General features: G+C 66.3%; 9 protein-coding genes. 6 read left to right on the forward strand and 3 right to left on the reverse strand.

Annotated features, from left to right (window positions below):
* Positions 1-42: 42 nt before the first annotated feature.
* The gene (locus ACI2JH_RS12385) at positions 43-885 is read left to right on the forward strand and encodes a rhamnogalacturonan acetylesterase (protein ID WP_101101741.1); all 843 of its coding nucleotides are present in this window, start codon (positions 43-45) and stop codon (positions 883-885) included.
* A 129-nt stretch (positions 886-1,014) separates the two neighbouring features.
* The gene (locus ACI2JH_RS12390; protein ID WP_404736321.1) at positions 1,015-1,599 is read left to right on the forward strand and encodes a cysteine dioxygenase; all 585 of its coding nucleotides are present in this window, start codon (positions 1,015-1,017) and stop codon (positions 1,597-1,599) included.
* Positions 1,600-1,636: 37 nt separating this feature from the next.
* Here ACI2JH_RS12390 and ACI2JH_RS12395 read toward each other — a convergent pair whose 3' ends face one another.
* From ACI2JH_RS12395 to ACI2JH_RS12405, 3 genes are all read right to left on the reverse strand, one after another.
* The gene (locus tag ACI2JH_RS12395) at positions 1,637-5,452 is read right to left on the reverse strand and encodes a LamG domain-containing protein (protein WP_404736322.1); all 3,816 of its coding nucleotides are present in this window, start codon (positions 5,450-5,452) and stop codon (positions 1,637-1,639) included.
* 44 nt (positions 5,453-5,496) lie between these two features.
* Positions 5,497-8,682 (reverse strand): TonB-dependent receptor, encoded by a 3,186-nt coding sequence (locus ACI2JH_RS12400; protein WP_404736323.1) that lies wholly within the window; start codon positions 8,680-8,682, stop codon positions 5,497-5,499.
* Between the two features lie 234 nt (positions 8,683-8,916).
* Positions 8,917-11,658 (reverse strand): TonB-dependent receptor, encoded by a 2,742-nt coding sequence (locus ACI2JH_RS12405; RefSeq protein WP_101101746.1) that lies wholly within the window; start codon positions 11,656-11,658, stop codon positions 8,917-8,919.
* 286 nt (positions 11,659-11,944) lie between these two features.
* On the opposite strand from ACI2JH_RS12405, the gene ACI2JH_RS12410 reads away from it, so the two are divergent.
* From ACI2JH_RS12410 to ACI2JH_RS12425, 4 genes are all read left to right on the forward strand, one after another.
* Positions 11,945-12,964, forward strand: a complete 1,020-nt coding sequence (locus tag ACI2JH_RS12410) for a sugar kinase (protein WP_182656581.1) — start codon at positions 11,945-11,947, stop codon at positions 12,962-12,964.
* Positions 12,951-13,589 (forward strand): bifunctional 4-hydroxy-2-oxoglutarate aldolase/2-dehydro-3-deoxy-phosphogluconate aldolase, encoded by a 639-nt coding sequence (eda, locus tag ACI2JH_RS12415; RefSeq protein WP_404736324.1) that lies wholly within the window; start codon positions 12,951-12,953, stop codon positions 13,587-13,589. Before ACI2JH_RS12410 ends, eda begins: the two co-directional genes overlap by 14 nt.
* A 129-nt stretch (positions 13,590-13,718) precedes the next feature.
* Positions 13,719-14,111: a hypothetical protein gene (locus tag ACI2JH_RS12420; RefSeq protein WP_404736325.1), complete on the forward strand. Its 393-nt coding sequence runs from the start codon at positions 13,719-13,721 to the stop codon at positions 14,109-14,111.
* Between the two features lie 114 nt (positions 14,112-14,225).
* The gene (locus tag ACI2JH_RS12425) at positions 14,226-17,033 is read left to right on the forward strand and encodes a TonB-dependent receptor (RefSeq protein ID WP_404736326.1); all 2,808 of its coding nucleotides are present in this window, start codon (positions 14,226-14,228) and stop codon (positions 17,031-17,033) included.
* The last annotated feature ends 44 nt before the right edge of the window (positions 17,034-17,077 follow it).

A 17,077-nucleotide genomic window follows, 5' to 3' on the forward strand; every position in this document is an offset into this window, starting at 1 on the left:
AGGCACCCCGCCGGGCATGGCCCGGCGCTACCTGTGTCCATCATGCAGCGCTTGCTGCTTCTCTTCTGCTGCGTCACACCGCCGGCCTTGGCCGACGTGCCCGCCGACCGGCCGGCGCCAACGCCGATCCGCGCCAGCAAGGTCATCCTGGTCGGTGACTCCACCACGGCCGTGCAGGGGGGCTGGGGAGCGCGCTTCTGTGCGGACCACCTGGTGTCCTTCGCGGCCTGCACCAATCTGGCGCGCGGCGGACGCAGCACCTACAACTACCGCGCCGAAGGTTCCTGGGCGCTGGTGGAGGCGGAGATGCGCACCGCCGGCTATGCCGCTACCTGGGTGCTCATCCAGTTCGGCCACAACGATCAACCCGGCAAGCCGGGGCGTTCCACCGGACTGCGGCATGAGTTCCCCGACAACCTGCGCCGGTACGTTGCCGAGGTACGCGCGGCCGGCGCGGTGCCGGTGCTGGTCACGCCGTTGACCCGGCGCCAGTTCGCCGATGGCACGCTGATCGACGACCTGGGCCCTTGGGCGGACGCCGTGCGCACGGTGGCCGCCGAACTGGACGTGCCGCTGGTCGACCTGCACGCCCGCAGCCGGCAGCTGGTGCAGGCGATGGGCCCGGTACTGGCGATGCAGCTGGCACAGGCGCCTGCGTCGCAGGAGCAGGTCGCCGCTGCGCTGACCGGCACCACCGTCGATGCGGCCCCTTCCAGCGCGGCCGGCCGCGCGGCGCAGCACGCGCTGCTGGAACCGATGGGGCAGGCCAAGCGGGCCTTCGACTACACCCACCTGGGCGACAAGGGCGCGGATGTGTTCGCCACGATCATGGCCGAAGAGCTTGCACGCGCCGTTCCCGCGATGCGCCCCCTCCTGTTGCCTTGACGTATTCAGCTCCTCGGCCCCGGGGTTGCTCACCGCTCTGCTGCACGGATACGCACGGAAACAGGCACTCTCGTCTGCTGTTGACACCGTGCAAACGTTCCGCGGACGTCACTCGCCTAGACTGCAGGCATGGATCTGCACCTCACCCCTCCGGCCTTCCGCGGGAAAGACCGACTGATCGCGGCGCTGGATGCGGCGGTCGGGCAGGGCGATGCCGGAGCGATCACCCGCGCGCTGCAGCACACGCTGCGGCAGGCGATCCATGATCCGGAGATCGAACTGCCTTCCTGCGTCCACCAGCCGCTGCAGGGCCGCTACGCTCGTCGGGAACTGCACCGCAGCACGACGCTGGGCTACAGCGTGATCGCGATGTGCTGGGGGCCGGGACAGGGCACACCGCTGCATGACCACGATGCGATGTGGTGCGTGGAAGGGGTCTGGCGTGGCGACCTGCGGGTTACCCCTTATGCGCTGCTGGAACAGCGTGGCCCGCGCTGGCGGTTTGCCGCGCAGCCGGTGCTGTACGGTGAAACAGGCAGCGCCGGCAGCCTGATTCCGCCGCACGAATACCACACCCTGCGAAACGCCAGCAGCGAGGACATCGCAGTGTCGCTGCACGTCTACCAGGGGCCGATGGAACGCAGCACCGTGTTCGATCCGCTCGGCGATGACTGGTACCAGCCACGCGTGCAGGAACTGGACAGCGACGGCTGATCAGCGCAGGGATGACGGCCAGCGGCCGTCGCTCCCCTCACGGCAGGGCGACGCTGTTGTTCAGGCGGGTGACCTCTTCCCCATCGTCTGCAAGGCCTACCCGCACGCGCAGTCCGCTGCGCTCACCGGCCGGCAGCGGCAGGCTGACCGTGGTGGTCTTCGGCTGCAGGTCCAGCGGCGCGTCCATGGCCGGGACCTCGATCCGGGCGATTTCGCGGCCGCGTGCATCTTCCAGCACCGCCACGCCTACGCCAGTGGCCACATGGCCCAGGCTGTGCACGGTGACGTGCACCTGGCGGCCATCCACCCGCACGTCGCCGCGGCCTACGCCCAGGTCGGCACGCTGCTCCACCGGGATACCGGCGCGCACCCGTTCGAACTCGAACACTTCGGTGCGGCCCGGCTGGAACTGCAGCGGCGTGCTTGCGCTGCTTTCAAGTACGAACTCGCGCTCGCGCGGCGTGCCATCGATGCGCCCGTCACCGTCGGCGTCCACGCCACTGCGCACCCGCCAGGTGCCGCTGGCCACGTTCCAGCCGGTCATGTCGGCGCGGATCACCCGCTTGCCCAGGTTATGGCTGGTCACGGTGAAGCGCTGGCGCGAGGGTGCATGCACCAGCAGTGCCACCTGTTCGGCCGCTTCATCGCGGTCGAAGCGCCAGCTCACCGTATGCCCCGGCCAACTCTGGTTGCGCTTCAGCGCGATGCCGCCCAACCGCGCGCGTTGCAGGAACTCGCTCGGCGCTTCCACCCGATCCGACCACCAGTGGCCTTCGGTGTTCATGTACTCGCGTTGTGCCTTGGCCTGGATGCCATCGGCATGCAGGGCCTCGATGTAGCCGGTATCGCCGCTGGCCTGCCAGGCCATCAGGCTGGCGAAGCCGGTCTTGCCACCCTTCGCCTCGGCGGTCAGTTTCGGGTACCAGTCCTGCTGCCGGCCCAGTACCTCGACGTAGTTTTCGCCCAGGTTGGACAGCGCACCGGGACCGCCACGTTCCACCCGGTAGTCCAGCGCCTTGAGGTATTTTTCGTCACCGCTCCAGCGCCATGCGGCCCAGAACGTATGCATGATGTCGCCGCTGCCGGAGCCGTTGTTGAGCTCGCCGCCACGGGTTTCGCCAGTGGCCCAGTTGATCTCGTTCGGCAGCGCCCAACGGCCCTTGTCATCAGTGTAGGCGTGCGCCAGATAGCCATCGGCCAGGCCGGTGACCAGCCGGCGGCTGTTCGGATCGGCATTGAACTGGCCGAGCAGGAAGGCCGGATGCAGCACCGGGAACGAATACGGCTTCTGCCACTGCCAGTTCGGTTCGCGGTACACCTTGTTGCCGCCGAACCAGTTGCTGGAGAACAGCAGGTGGCCCTGCGGGTTGGGCAGGATGATCTTCTCCTGGAACGCCTTGACCGTTTCCATCAGGCGCTCCACGGTCAGCGGATCGCCCCAGTTGAGGTACAACATGGCGCTGTTGGTGTTGATGCCTTCTTCGTAGGCATGCAGTTCGTCGGTCTCGATCGTGCTCAGGCCGTTGCTGAACATGCCATTGCGGTACACCGCGTCGGACAGCGCGGTCAGCGAGGCATTCAGGCGGTCCGGCTGCACGCCCATCAGGGCCAGCCCGGGCCACTGCTGGGTGAGGTCGGAATCATCGGAGATGCCGCCGCCGAAATCGCCATAGGCGACCTGCCGGTTGTCGATCCACCAGTCGATGAAGCGGCGCACATGGGCAAGGTCCTGCACCTGGTTGAAGGCCCACGCCGGCACGCCCTTGGGCACGGCCGGCGCGGTGAATGGCGGTTTGCCCTGGCTGTTGTAACTGATGTAATTCCAGTACAGGCGGCCCAGCTCATGGTCCGGGTCCACCCGCAGCAGGTCGCTGAGGTCGGCGTACACGCGCGCATACAGGCGCTGGCGCTTGGACGTGGTGTGCTCTTCGACCAGGAAGCCCCAGTTGTCGCGTACCTGGTTGAAACGGTCGGCTACATGTTCGGCGATGGCCTCCTGGCGGGGCTTGAACACCATGCGGATTTCGGTGCCGTCGAGCGCGCCCGCATCGAAGCCCGGCGCGGCCGAAGCGATGCTCAGCCACAGGCTGTCGGCGGTGAGGATGCGGTCGCGCAGGTCCAGCCACAGCGTGCGCTGCTTGCCCGGCTGCACCGATACCGACACATCGATCATGTCGCGTGCCGGCCAGATCGGATCCTTGATGCGGATGTTGAGCGGAATCAGCCCGTCGTGCGTGGCCGGCAGGTCCAGCGCGGGCAGGTCGATGGCCACTCCGTCCAGGCCGTCGTGCATGTTTTCCCAACTGTGCGCCCAGCTGCGGATCAGCGGCTGGTTGGCCGGTGCATCGCCCACGCCGGAAGGAACCAGCACGTGCACGATCGGTCGCGGCTGCGCGGGCAGGCTGTCGGCGCCGCGACGGCGCGAACCGGCGCCCTTGGGCAGGGCCATCACCGTGCTGCGTTCGGCCGCCGGGTAGCGCCCCTGGATGTAATGGCGAAGGCTGTCCAGGTTGGTGTAGTCCGGCAGCGCCTGGCTGTCCACCCGATACGTCTGCTTGACGCTGCCTTCGGGCTCGGCGCCGGCGTCCACGTGGTACGCCCAGATCTCCTGGATCGGTGTTTCCTGTTCCACGTTGGAAAAGCGCAGCACGCCGCCCTGCTGGGCCGGGATGTCATCCACGCTGCGAACCACGCCGCGCGGGCGCTGCATCAGCACCGTGCCGGCATTGGCTGCATCGCTGCCATGGGCGAGCGAACCGGACGCCGCGCCGCGCACTTCGATGCGGTTCACCGTTTCGCCCGCCGGCAGGGTCAGGTCCAGATGCTGGCCGCCCTCCACATAGGTATTCCAGTCCGGCAGCTGGAAGTAATCGTTGCGGCCGGGCAGGCGCGAGCGGTTGTAGACACCCGGCCAGGTGGTTTCGGCGATGCCGTCGGTGGCCTTCCACATCCACTGCTTGAGGTCCTTGGTATCGGCAAACTCCACCTTGCGGATGCGCGTGCCTTCGGCGGCCAGTGCGGGCGGGGCCGCGCCTTCCCAGCCGAAACGATGCCGCCACGCGCGATCATCGGCCGTGGCGGCAACCGCGCTGGCCGCTGCCTTGCCCTGTGCCAGCGCGGCCACGGCAGGACCGTCCAGCAGCTGGTCGTAGACGCGGATGTGCTGGAAATCGCTGCCCCGCAGGAAGTTGTAACGGCTCTGCACCTGGTAGGGCGCCATCACCCTTCCGGCCAGCCCAAGCTGGTCCAGCGCGGCATCGTAATCGGCGGTGGCCTCGGCCCGCGCGACCTCCTTGCCGTCCACGAACAGACGCACGCCGTGGTCTTCGTCCCAGCCGAACGCCAGGTGCAGCCACTGGTCGGCACGCGGTGCCTGCGGCATCTTGAACGACACGCGGGTGCGCGCCAGGTTGGCGTCGGTGACGAACGCATCGAAGCCGTGCCCGTTCCAGTCGATGCGCAGCCACGCCATGTCCCAGCTGCTGTGGTCGGCATAGCCCACGCGGAAGATCACGAACGGCGCTTCGCCCACGGCGTAGCGCGGCCGCCAGTCGAAGGCCAGCGTGCCGCGCTGGGCCAGGATGTTGCCCGGTGCATCCCAGGACAGCACGCCGTCGTCCTGCCATTGGATCGCCTTGCCGCGTGTACCGTCCTGGACCACCGCCACCTTGTCGCGGAAGTTCGGTATCGCTTCACCGTGCGCCACGTCCGCCTGCAGGCCGCGGTTGGCGTCGACATGGAACAGCAGCGTTGGCGGGCCGGCGGCGAACACCGGCGCAGCGAACAATGCAGTGGCCAGTGCCAGCAGGTGGCGACGGGGCAGGCGGGCGACGGCAGCGGAGCGGTGTGGCATGGAACCTTCCTTTCAACAGCGGGCGACGACAGGGCGGTGCAGGGTCAGAACTTGTAGCGCAGGCCGACGTAGTACTGGCGGCCGGTCTGGGTGTAACGGTCGGGCAGGGACAGCGCGGAATCCACGTAGCGCTCGTCGGCGGTATCCAGCAGGTTGATCGCCTCGAAACTGACGGTCAGCTGCTTGTTGAGCTTCCAGGACATGTTGAAATCCACGTTCTCCACGCTGTACTTGCCGGTGACATCGGCGGTGGCAAGCAGGTTGCCATCCAGGTCCCAGACGTTTTCCTGCGCCAGGATCTGGTTGATGTACGCGTCGCGGTAGCTGGTGGAAACGCGGGCGCTGAAGCGGCCGTCGTCGTAGTACAGCGTTGCGTTGTACGAGTTCGGCGACAGGTTCAGCAGGTCGTTTTCGGTGTACGTGGTGACGATGGTGTTGCCACTGCCGGAACTGAACAGGTACTGGATCTTCGAATCCACGTGGGTGTAGTTGAGCTGGATGCCGAAGTTCTTCCAGAAGCCGGGCAGGAAGCTGAAGGGCTGCTGGTAGGTCAGCTCGTAGCCCTTCAAAGGACCGCCGGGGGTATTGAAGTAGCTCTGCACGTTGAACAGCGTGCTGGGGCTGAAGCCGGCCGGCAGCAGGTCCAGCGAATAGCCCATGTCGCCCCAGGTGGTCAGCAGGCGGGTGCGCTGCACGTAGGTCTCGATGTCCTTGTAGAACACCGCCGCCGACAACAGCGCACCCTCCTTGAAGTACCACTCCGCGCTGAGGTCGTAGTTGGTGGAGCGGAACGGATCCAGCTTCGGGTTGCCCAGGTTGATGGAGTAGTAACGGTCTTCATCCAGGAAAGCGGACGGTCCGCCGCTGACGCTCGGCGACAGGTTGGACAGGGTGGGGCGGGCCATGGTCTTGGCCGCGCCGAAGCGCAGCACCACGCTGTCGGTGACGTCCCAGGCGACGTTCAGCGAAGGCAGCCAATCGTCGTACTGGTGGCCCACGCGGGTGCCGACCAGCAGCCGTTCGCCGGCATCGGCGGTGGCGCTGGCCACGCCCAGGAACGGCTGGCAGGCAGCAGACAGGTCACCGGCGCTGGCGGCCTGGCAGGGCGCGTAGCCATCGGCGGTGATCTGCGTCTGCACGTAGCGCAGGCCGATGTTGCCGCGGAACGGCCGGTCCCACAGCTCGGTGTTGAAGTCCAGCTGCAGGTAGCTGGCGTAGCTCTTTTCGTTGACGTCGAAGTTGTTGTTCGACGAACCGAAGTGGCCCACGCCGGCCAAGCGGTAGTCACCGCCCAGGCTGCCGGTATCGCAGTTGCAGTAAATGTCCAGCAGCTCGGCGACGCGCCTGAAATCGGGGATCAGCCAGCTCGACGGGGTGGCGGTGTCCAGACCCTTGCCGAAGCCGTCCAGGGTACTGGCGAGGTCGCCGATGCCGGTGCCGCCGGGCAATGCCTGGGCCAGCCGCCCGTAGCTGATGTTGCGGTACTCCTGCGTGCTCATGTCGTAGTCCTTGTAGGCAAGGCCACCACGCAGGGTGAAGGTCGGCGAGATGTTGAACGTCAGGTCGACCTTGGCGGTGTCGAACTGGTTGTCGACATAGTTCGGATTCAATCGCACTTCACTGATGTTGCTGCCGCGGGCGGTGCCGTTGGCATTCACCGGTGCGGTGCCATAGCCCAGCCACTGCCAGGCGTTGGGGTCGTTCAAGGCGAACGGGAAGCGCATCGACGGCAGGCTGGCGTTGCCGCGCGCATCGAACACGAAGCCGTCCAGGTTGCTGTTGTCGAAGCTGACCATCGAGAACACCGGGCGCTCGAAGCTGGACGCCGAGTGGCCCACGAGCGCGTCCAGGCGCACGGCATCGTTGAACCGGTGTTCGAATTCCAGGCTGACCTGCTTGAACTCGGTGCTCTCCTCGATCGACGTGGATTCGGTACGGAAGTCGACGTTGTCGAACACGCCGTAGACCAGCCGGTTGCGGTCATCCACCTGCGCCTCGCGGACCGCGATCTGGGTCTTGCCACCGTACTGTGCGGTGCGATGCAGGTTGGCGCCGAGCGAGTCCTCGCGCTGGTCCTTGTCCAGCTTCGAATACATCATGTCCAGGTTGAGCAGGCTGTCGTCGCTAAACTTGAACTGCAGCGCACCGGTCACGCCCAGCCGTTCGATGTCATGTTCGGTGCGGATGTAGCGCGGGTAGCGCGGAATCCATGCATTGGTCGCGGTTTCGTAGGCGGCGATGTTCTCCGGCGTGGCCGCCGGGCGGTCCAGCCCGGTGCCGCAGTGGGTGGCATCGATGCCGTAGCTGCCCCAGCCGTTGCTGCGTGCCTGGTTGGCCGCGCTGCCGACGCCGGCGGCGGTTTCATTGGCCAGCGGGTTGCGCGGCGTCTGCGGGTCGTAGCCGACCGGGCTGCAGAAGCCGTAGGTGCCGTTGTTGTTGGCCGTGGCCTGGTTTGAATTGCGGTGGTTGCCGTGCTCCCAGCGCACCGGGTTGTAGCCTTCTTCGAAGATCGTGCGGCGGCTGTAGGCCACCGACATCAGGGCGCCGAAGCGGCCATCGGCCCAGGTGTTGCTGAGCAGCGCCGAGACGCGCGGATCCTTGCTGCGTGACAATTCGTTGAAGCCGTACTGGCCATTGAGCGAGGCCTGGAAACCTTCGAAATCAAACGGGCGCGACGCGCGCAGGTCGACCGTGGCGCCGAGCGAGCCTTCGTCGGTCTGCGCCGACTGGGTCTTGCTGACCTTGACCCGGCTGAACAGTTCGGAGGCGAACGTATTGAAGTCGAAGCCGCGGCTGCGGTTGACCCCGGTGGTGCCGCTGCCGGCGGTGGACAGGGCTTCCAGCCCGTTGATGCGCACGCGGGTGAAGTCCGAGCCCAGGCCGCGCACCGATATCTGCTGGCCCTCGCCACCTTCGCGGTCGATGGAGACACCGGCGATGCGCTGCATCGACTCGGCCAGGTTGAGGTCGGGGAATTTGCCGATGTCTTCGGCGTAGATGGCATCGACCTGTTCGATGCTGTAGCGCTTCTCGTCCAGCGACTGCTGCAGGCTCTCGCGGTAGGTCGCCTTGACCTCCACCTTGTCCAGGTCGACTGCGGCAGGGCCGCTGGCGGCCGCTTCCGGCGTCTGCTGCGCGGTGGCGGTGCTGGCCAGTGCGAGGCCGATCGACAGCGCCAGCAGGCTGAGCGGCGCAGGGCCGGCACGGTGGCGTGGGTATGACAGATCCATGTTGTATGCCCCTCCCAGGGTGTCCTCGAAACGTGCGTGTTCACTGCAGGCGATGCACCGGCTTCCACCGGTCCACTGCCTCGGCGCAACGTCTTGCTGACACCGCAGGTCACCGGAACGTAACAAAGCCGACCACGGCGCAGCATCTTGCGCCGCAGCAGGAGCGCCACGGTGGCGGGTACGTTGGGCGTTGCACCAGACGGCGGCGTGGCTGGCACGCCGCCGGGTGGGTCATCAGAACTTGTAGCGGACGCCGAGCAGGAACTGGCGGCCGGTTTCCGTGTACTGCAGCGGCAGCTGGCCGGTGAGCGGCGAACGAACCCACTCGTCGGACGCTTCGTTGGTCAGGTTGACCCCTTCCAGGGTCAGCTCCAGCTGGTCGCTCATCTTGTAGCGCAGCGACGCGTCGATCATCGTGGTGCCGGTCATGCCGTGCACGCCGTCCAGGTTGAAGCCGGTTTCCTGGCCCGGTGCCTGGGTCAGGTAGTCGTCGCGGTTGGTCGCCGAGACGCGGCCGGACCAGACCTCTCCTTCGTAGAACAGCGTGGCATTCCACGAGGTGGGCGACAGGCCGGTCAGGTCGTTCTTCATCACCGCCTGGCCTTGACCGTTGAGGTACTGGATCTTCGATTCCACCCAGGTGTAGTTCAGCTGCACGCCGAGGTTGGACCACTTGCCCGGCAGGAAGGTGAACGGCTGGGTGTAGTTCGCCTCCACGCCGTGCAGTTCACCGCCGGGGGTGTTGAGCGGGATGCTGAAGGTGAACTCGTCGTTGACCGTGGCACCGGTGCCGTCCAGCAGGCTGGCCGGCAGGCCGCTGGTGGAGTACGGACGCACGTCGCGGGTGGTCTGCACGAAGGACTCGATGTCCTTGTAGAACAGGCCCAGGCCGAGCATTGCGCCTTCGTTGAAGTACCACTCGAAACCGAGGTCGACGTTGGTGGCGCGGATCGGATCCAGGTTCGGGTTGCCGCCGGCCACCGTGCGTGCGCCGCCGGCCACCGCCACGGTCACGCCGGGGGTCAGGTTGCCCAGGCCCGGACGGGTCATCACCTTGGCCGCGCCGAGGCGGATCAGGAAGTCCGGCGCCACTTCGGCAACCAGGTTGAACGAGGGCAGGGTGTCATCGTACTTGCGGTTGCTGGTGGTCAGCACCGGCACGCCGCCGACGGTGGCGTAGCCGTTGGATTCCTGCTTGGTTTCCACGTAGCGCACGCCGAAGTTGCCCGACAGCGGGATCGAACCCAGGTCGGTGGAGAACTCGCCCATCAGCCACACCCCGCGGTCCTTCTCTTCCACGCTGCGGCTGTTGTTCAGGCGCGGTGCGACGGCGAAGGTGCCGGTGTTGCTGTAGATGTCGAACAGGTCAGCCACCGCGTCCAGGTTCGGCACCACCCAGTTGGACGGGCTGCCGGAGATGCCCTTCAGGCCTTCCTGCTGGGTGTATTCCGGCGGCACGATCAGCCCGCTACCCGGGAAGGTGGGCACGGCCAATTCGCTGGCGCGGCGCAGTTCCACGGTGTTGAAGCTGTAATCCTTGGCCAGCACGCCACCCTTCAGGCGGAAGCCCGGGCTGATGTTCCAGTTGAAATCCAGCTGCGCGGTGTCGAAGTCGTTGTCCACAGACTGCGGACGCAGGCGGATTTCGGCCAGGGTCCAGCCGTTCGGATTGGTCGGATCCACGCCGTAGTTGAGGATCGGCTGGTTCTTGTTGCCGCGGTAATCATAGCTGTACCCATCGACATCGAACTTGTCCATGATGACGGTGGTCTGCACCGGGTTCTCGTGCGCCGAGCGCGAGGTACCCAGCTTGCCGGTGATCGAGAACGCATCACTGAAGCGATGGTCCAGATTCAGGCTGACCTGCTTGAAGTCGGTGCTCCACTCGTCGTGGCGGTTCTCGCTGCGGATGTCGACGTTGTCGAACGCGCCATAGACCAGCGCGTTGTTGCGGATTTCGCCATCGCGCACGATGGTCTGCGGCTTGCCGGCGCCGGAGCGGCTGAAAGAGATCGCTTCGATGTAATGCTCGTCGCGGTCGGCGTCGATCTTGGAGTACAGCGCATCCAGGGACACTTCGGTGCGGTCGGTCGGCTTCCACTGCAGCGAGCCGGTGACGCCCAGGCGTTCCTGCTTGTGCTCCATCTGCACGTAGCGCGGGAAACGCGGGTGGAAGACGTTGGCCCCCCGCGCAGCAGCGAACGGCGAGCTGGCGGCGAAGCCGCCATTGCTGGGGCCATTGGCCCAGCGGCCGGTGTTGGAACCCTCTTCAAGCGCCTGGCGCTCGGAGTAGGCCACCGACAGCAGCGCACCGAAGGTGCCATCGGCGAAGGTGTTGGAGATCAGCGCCGCCATGCGCGGGTCGGCCTTCTGCGCCATGTCGTTGTAGCTGGCCTGGCCGCTGGCGGCGAAGGTGAAGCCGTCATAGTCGAACGGGCGCGCGGTGCGCAGGTCGACGGTGGCGCCGAGCGAGCCCTCTTCGACATCGGCCGAAGCGGTCTTGCGCACGATCAGCTGCGAGAACAGGTCCGAGGCGAACACGTTGAAATCGAAGCCGCGGCCACGGTTGGTGCCGCCGCTCTGGTCGCCGGCACCGACGGTGGCCAGCGCTTCCATGCCGTTGATGCGCACGCGGGTGAAGTCCGGGCCCAGGCCGCGCACCGAGATGCTGCGGCCTTCACCGCCATCGCGGGTGATCACCACGCCGGGGATGCGCTGCAGCGATTCGGCCAGGTTGAGGTCCGGGAACTTGCCGATGTCTTCGGCGACGATGGCATCGACCACGCCGGCTTCGCCGCGCTTGATGTCCAAGGCCTTTTCCACGCTGGCGCGGTAGCCGGTGACGGTTACAGTGTCCAGGTCGACGGCGGGATCCGAGCTGGCCTGCTGGGCGATGGCCGGGGCGGTGAGCGCCAGACCGATCGACAGAGCCAGCAAGGTAACCGGTGTCTTTTTGCGGTTGCTACGAGAAATCATGGCCTTTCCCTCTCCCAAAGGTCTGGTTCACAACGCGGTGTCAGCAAGATGACACCGCTGGTCAGGGCGGACGTTAACAGCACCTTCAGGATCGGGCATCTTGCACCGCAACAGATTGGAGATGTCCCGCAGAGGCTTGCGGGACAATGACTTCGACAATGGGTGCGGGTAGACGCAGCGATCCCGAGGGCTAGAATGACACCGATAGCCAAGAGCCACGCGGGGTGCGTGGTTCCCTCCGGCGGGCAGCAACGCGATGCTGCAGTCCGGGCAACGAGGACATCTGATGAGTCGAGTGGTCTGTTTCGGGGAACTGTTGTTGAGGATGGGTGCACCGGGCAACGAGCTGCTGCTGCAGTCGCCGCGCCTGGACGTGCACGTAGGTGGGGCGGAGGCCAACGTAGGCGTCTCCCTGGCGCACTTCGGCCATGACGTGGCGATGGCCAGCACGGTAGCCGACAATCCGCTGGGCGCGCATGCGCTGGGTGAACTGCGCCGGCATGGCGTGGATACCCGTGGGGTGCGCCTGCAGGCGGATGGCCGCATGGGCCTGTATTTCCTGACCACCGGCGCGGTACAGCGTGCCAGCGAGGTGGTCTATGACCGTGCCGATTCGGCCTTCGCGCTCAGTACCGCCGCCGACTACGACTGGCCGACGCTGCTGCAGGGCGCGGACTGGCTGCACCTGTCCGGGGTCAGCCCGGCCCTCGGCGCCGATGTGGCCCAGGCCACCCTGGCGGCCGCACGCGCGGCACGTGCGCAGGGGGTCAAGGTGTCCTTCGATGGCAACTTCCGGCCCAAGCTGTGGCAGCGCTGGGGCGGCGATGCCAAGGCCATCCTGCGCGAGCTGTTCGCCCAGGCCGACATCGTGTTCGCCGATTACCGCGATATCGAAGTGGTGCTTGGCCAGCCGTTCGCGCAGGACGACGTGGTCGCCCGCGTGGAAGCTGCCGCCGCCGCCGCCTTCGCCGCCTTCCCGCAGTTGCAGTGGATGGCCTGCACGCAGCGCCAGGCACTGAGCGTGGACCACCACGCGCTGGGCGCGCTGCTGATCGGCCGCGATGGCACGCGTGCGCAGGCACCGGTGCGCCAACTGCAGGGCATCATCGACCGCATCGGCGGCGGTGATGCGTTCGCTGCCGGCATCCTGCATGGCATCATGCGCGGCTTCGATGCCGACGCCACCGTGCGCTTCGGCTTGGCCGCCGGTGGCCTGAAGCATTCGATCCCCGGCGATTTCAATCCCGTCAGCGAAGCTGATGTACTGGCCCTGGTGGGCGAGGAGCGTTTTGATGTCAGGCGCTGATCCGCGCGTTCGCGCGGTACTGAAACTTGCACCGGTGATCCCGGTGTTCACCCCCGATGACGTGGACGATGCGGTGCAGGTCGCCCTGGCCCTGTTCCGCGGTGGCCTGCCGGTGGTGGAAGTCACCCTGCGCACGCCACGCGCGATGGAAGCGATCAAGGCCATGGCCGAGGCCGTGCCGGATGCGGTGATCGGCGCCGGCACGGTGTTGACCGCCGCGCAGATGCAGGCGGTGAAGGCAGCCGGTGGCCGCTTCGCGGTGTCGCCGGGCGCGACCGATCGGCTGTACGCGGCCGCGCGCGATACCGACCTGCCATTCCTGCCGGGCGTGGCGACTTCGTCCGAGCTGATGCACGGGCTGGAACAGGGACTGGATACGTTCAAGTTCTTCCCGGCGGTGCAGGCCGGTGGCGCCCCGTTGCTGGCCGCCTGGGCCGGTCCGTTCGCCGATGTGCGCTTCTGCCCCACCGGCGGCATCAGCGTGCAGACCGCGCCGCAGTTCCTGCACCTGCCCAACGTGCTGTGCGTGGGTGGTTCGTGGTTGACCACCGCCGCGCTGCTGCAAAGCCGCGACTGGGCGGCGATCGAAGAACTGGCCCGCCAGGCATCGGTGCTGGCGAGCTGACCTGCCTCGGTATCGCCGAGCCATGCTCGGCGAGCGCAGCGGGAACAGCGTGACGACCAACGGTCGTCACCCACCAGGGCGATGGCATGACGGTGTAGTGTCGAGCTTGCTCGGCTCTACACTGGCTGCATGGCCATGTTCAAAACCTTCCTGTTCTCCCTGCTTGCGCTGGGCGGTGCGCTGCTTGCGCTGGTGCTGGTCACCACCGTGGCCAGCTGGCTGCCGCCGTTGATCGGGGTGCACCCCGGCGGGGCGGTGCAGTTGGGCTGGGACCTGGCGTTCACCGTGCTCGGCGGCATCGCCGCGGTGGCCTTCGCCAGCTACCACGCGCCGCGCTGGCCGCGTTCGCACGGCGTGGCCCTCTGGTTGCTGCTGGCGGTCGCCTCGTTGTGGGCAGCATGGGACATGGGCAACGAATTCCCGCGCTGGTTCGTGGTGCTGCTGGTCGTCTCTCTGCCGCTGCAGCTCGCCGCTGGCCTGTGGCTGGGCACACGCCGTTTGCGCACCGCAACAAAGGCTTAACAATTCCCCCCTAGTCTCTATGTCCGCCGGTTACCGGCACGGCCGCGCAGGGGCCTTGTGCGAACCATCGCATGGGCGCGCGGCACGAACTCACAGGGCAATGGGGACCATCCGATGCGCAATACCCTCCGGGAGACGCCGACGCGCGTCCCCCATGCGAAGCTTTTGTCCCGCGCCGTGCGCGCCGTGCTGGTCAGTGGCATCGCCACCCTGCCATTGCAGGCGCTGGCAGATGAAACAGCGGCCGCAGCAGGCGGCGCAGCCGCGATGCAGCAGCTGGACACGGTGGTGGTGACCGGCGGCTACGCAAAGAGCCTGGAGCGCGCGGTTGACCTCAAGCGCAGCAACATCGGCTTCTCCGATTCCATCGTCGCCACCGACGTGGCCGACTTCCCGGAGCAGAACCTGGCCGAAGCGCTGCAGCGCATGCCGGGGGTGACCATCGAACGCAACAAGGGGCTGGGCAGCAAGGTCAGCGTCCGCGGCCTGCCGTCCGAGTTCACCCACGTCTCGATCAACAACCTCGCCACCGCCTCGGGCAGCGGCGGACGCGACGTGCAGTTCGATATCTTCGCCTCGGACGTGGTGCAGACCGTGACCGTGCAGAAGTCGCCGACCGCGGCCGACGAAGAAGGCGGCATCGCCGGTTCGGTCTACATCGAAACCGCCAAGCCGTTCGACTATGCCGAGCCGAAATTCAGCGCCTCGGCCGAAGTGGCCAACAATTCGATCAACGGCAAGAATGATCCGAAGATCTCCTTCCTGGCCAGTGATACGTGGGGCGACTGGGGCGGGCTGGTGTCCTTCTCCAAGGCCAAGCGGACCAACCGCACTGATTCCAATTCCGGCATCAACTTCCGCCCGATGGGCCGCTTCCTTGAAGCGTCCGGCACCCGCGGTTCGCAGGCGGCCGCGGTGCTGGCGCGCGATGCGGGCATCGTCGTCGGCAACCGCATGGACAAGGACGAGACCAACCGGATCATCTTCCAGGACAAGGTCGGCGATCGCATCTACCTCAACGAGCAGGACCAGTGGGGCGCGACCGCCTCGCTGCAGTTCAAGCCGAGCGAAGCGTTCTCGCTGAGCTTGGATGCGATGTTCGGTGGCTACGACACCCACGAAGACGAATACGATGCGGCGGCCTACTCGGCGTCCAGCCGCAGCACCCTGGACACCATCCACGACTACGACGCCGACACGTTGTCGCGCTACGGCATGGTGGTCCTGCGCGATGTGTCCTACACCGCCACCCAGCATGAAATCCTGAGCAAGGAACGCTTCGCCAACACCGACTACCGCCAGTTCAGCACCAAGCTGGACTGGACCGTAGGCGGCTGGGACATCGATGCACTGGTCGGCTACTCCGGCGCACGCCGTGATTCGGACTACGCCAACCTCAAGCACGTCGCCTACGCGCCGTCGCGCACGCGCTGGACCGCCAACGGCGGCGAGACGCTGGCCAGTGCGGCGTCCAATGGCTTCGACATGTACAACTCCCCGGAGAAGTACCTGTTCGAAGCCTATGAGACCGAAGTGGAGCACGTGAAGGACGACAAGTACGCCGCGCAGCTGGATTTTCGCCGGTCGATGGAACTGGCGTTCTTCCCGGCGCTGACCAGCGTCAAGTTCGGTGCGCGCTACACCGACAAGTCCAAGGACCGCGAGTTCGGCAACACCAAGATCCAGGGCCCCACGGCCGGCAGTGCGGCATGGGTGAACACCCGCACGCTGGCTGACAGCAATCCCGGCTGGATCAGCGACATCGTGCCCGGTGGCGGCTACGAGCCCAGCAACCTGGACTGGCAGCAGGTGTCCAACAGCTACGCGCGCAACACCTTCCGCTATGCCGGTTTCACCACCCCGCTGGACAACGGCCAGTTCTACCAGGTCGATGAAAAGACCCTGGCGCTGTATGCCATGACCGATTTCTACTTCGATATCGGCACGGTGCCGGTGTACGCCAACCTGGGCGTGCGTTCGATCGACACCAAGGTCGATTCGGCCGGCTTCCACCCGGTGCAGAATGCCGATGGCAGCAGCGGTTACACCCCCACGCCGATTTCCAGCAGCGGTGACTACAGCGACCTGCTGCCCAGCTTCAACATGACCGCCGAGATCGCCGATGGCCTGGTGCTGCGCGCGGCCGCGTCGGAAACGCTGATGCGTCCGTCGCTGACCGACATCGCCTACCGCCGCACCGTCAGCTGGTCCAGCTTCCGCTTCATGGACGGCAACCCGGCGCTGAAGCCGACCACCGCCAGGCAGTGGGAAATCGGCCTTGAAAAGTACCTGGAGAATGGCGGCCTGCTGTCGGCCTCCTACTTCTCCAAGAAGATCGACGGTGTGGTCCGCCAGGAACTGACCGGCATCGTGCCGAACGTGGAAAAGCTCAACGCCAATGGGTCGCTGGATGGCTACTACGACTTCGAGGTCTACCAGCCGGTCAACGCCGATGGCTCCTACAAGGTCACCGGTGTGGAACTGGTCGCGCAGCTGCCGCTGTCGATGCTGCACCCGGCGCTGGAAGGCTGGGGCATCAATGCCAACTACACCCAGCTGGACAACACGCTGACCGGCGCATCGGACCTGGATATCCCGACCCCGCCGGAAGGCCTGGCCGAGAAGGCGTACAACTTCACCCTGTACTACGAGAATGACCGCTTCGACGCGCGCGTGTCCTACAACTACAAGGACAAGTACGTGGAGTACATCCACCTCAACATGTACCCGGTGTACCGCGACGCCTACGGCCAGACCGATGCGTCGATCGGCTTCCGTCTGAACGACACCTGGAAGCTGAGCCTGGATGCGATCAACGTGTTCGACGAAGAGACCTCCGGCTACACGATCGATAAATCGTTCCCGACCCAGTACGAGTTCTCCGGCCGCCGCGTCAGCCTCGGCATCCGCGCCGATTTCTGATCGGCCATCGGTGGGTGACGACCATCGGTGGGTGACGACCGTTG

This window comes from Stenotrophomonas sp. NPDC078853 (assembly GCF_044901215.1).
Taxonomy (GTDB): Bacteria; Pseudomonadota; Gammaproteobacteria; order Xanthomonadales; family Xanthomonadaceae; genus Stenotrophomonas; species Stenotrophomonas lacuserhaii.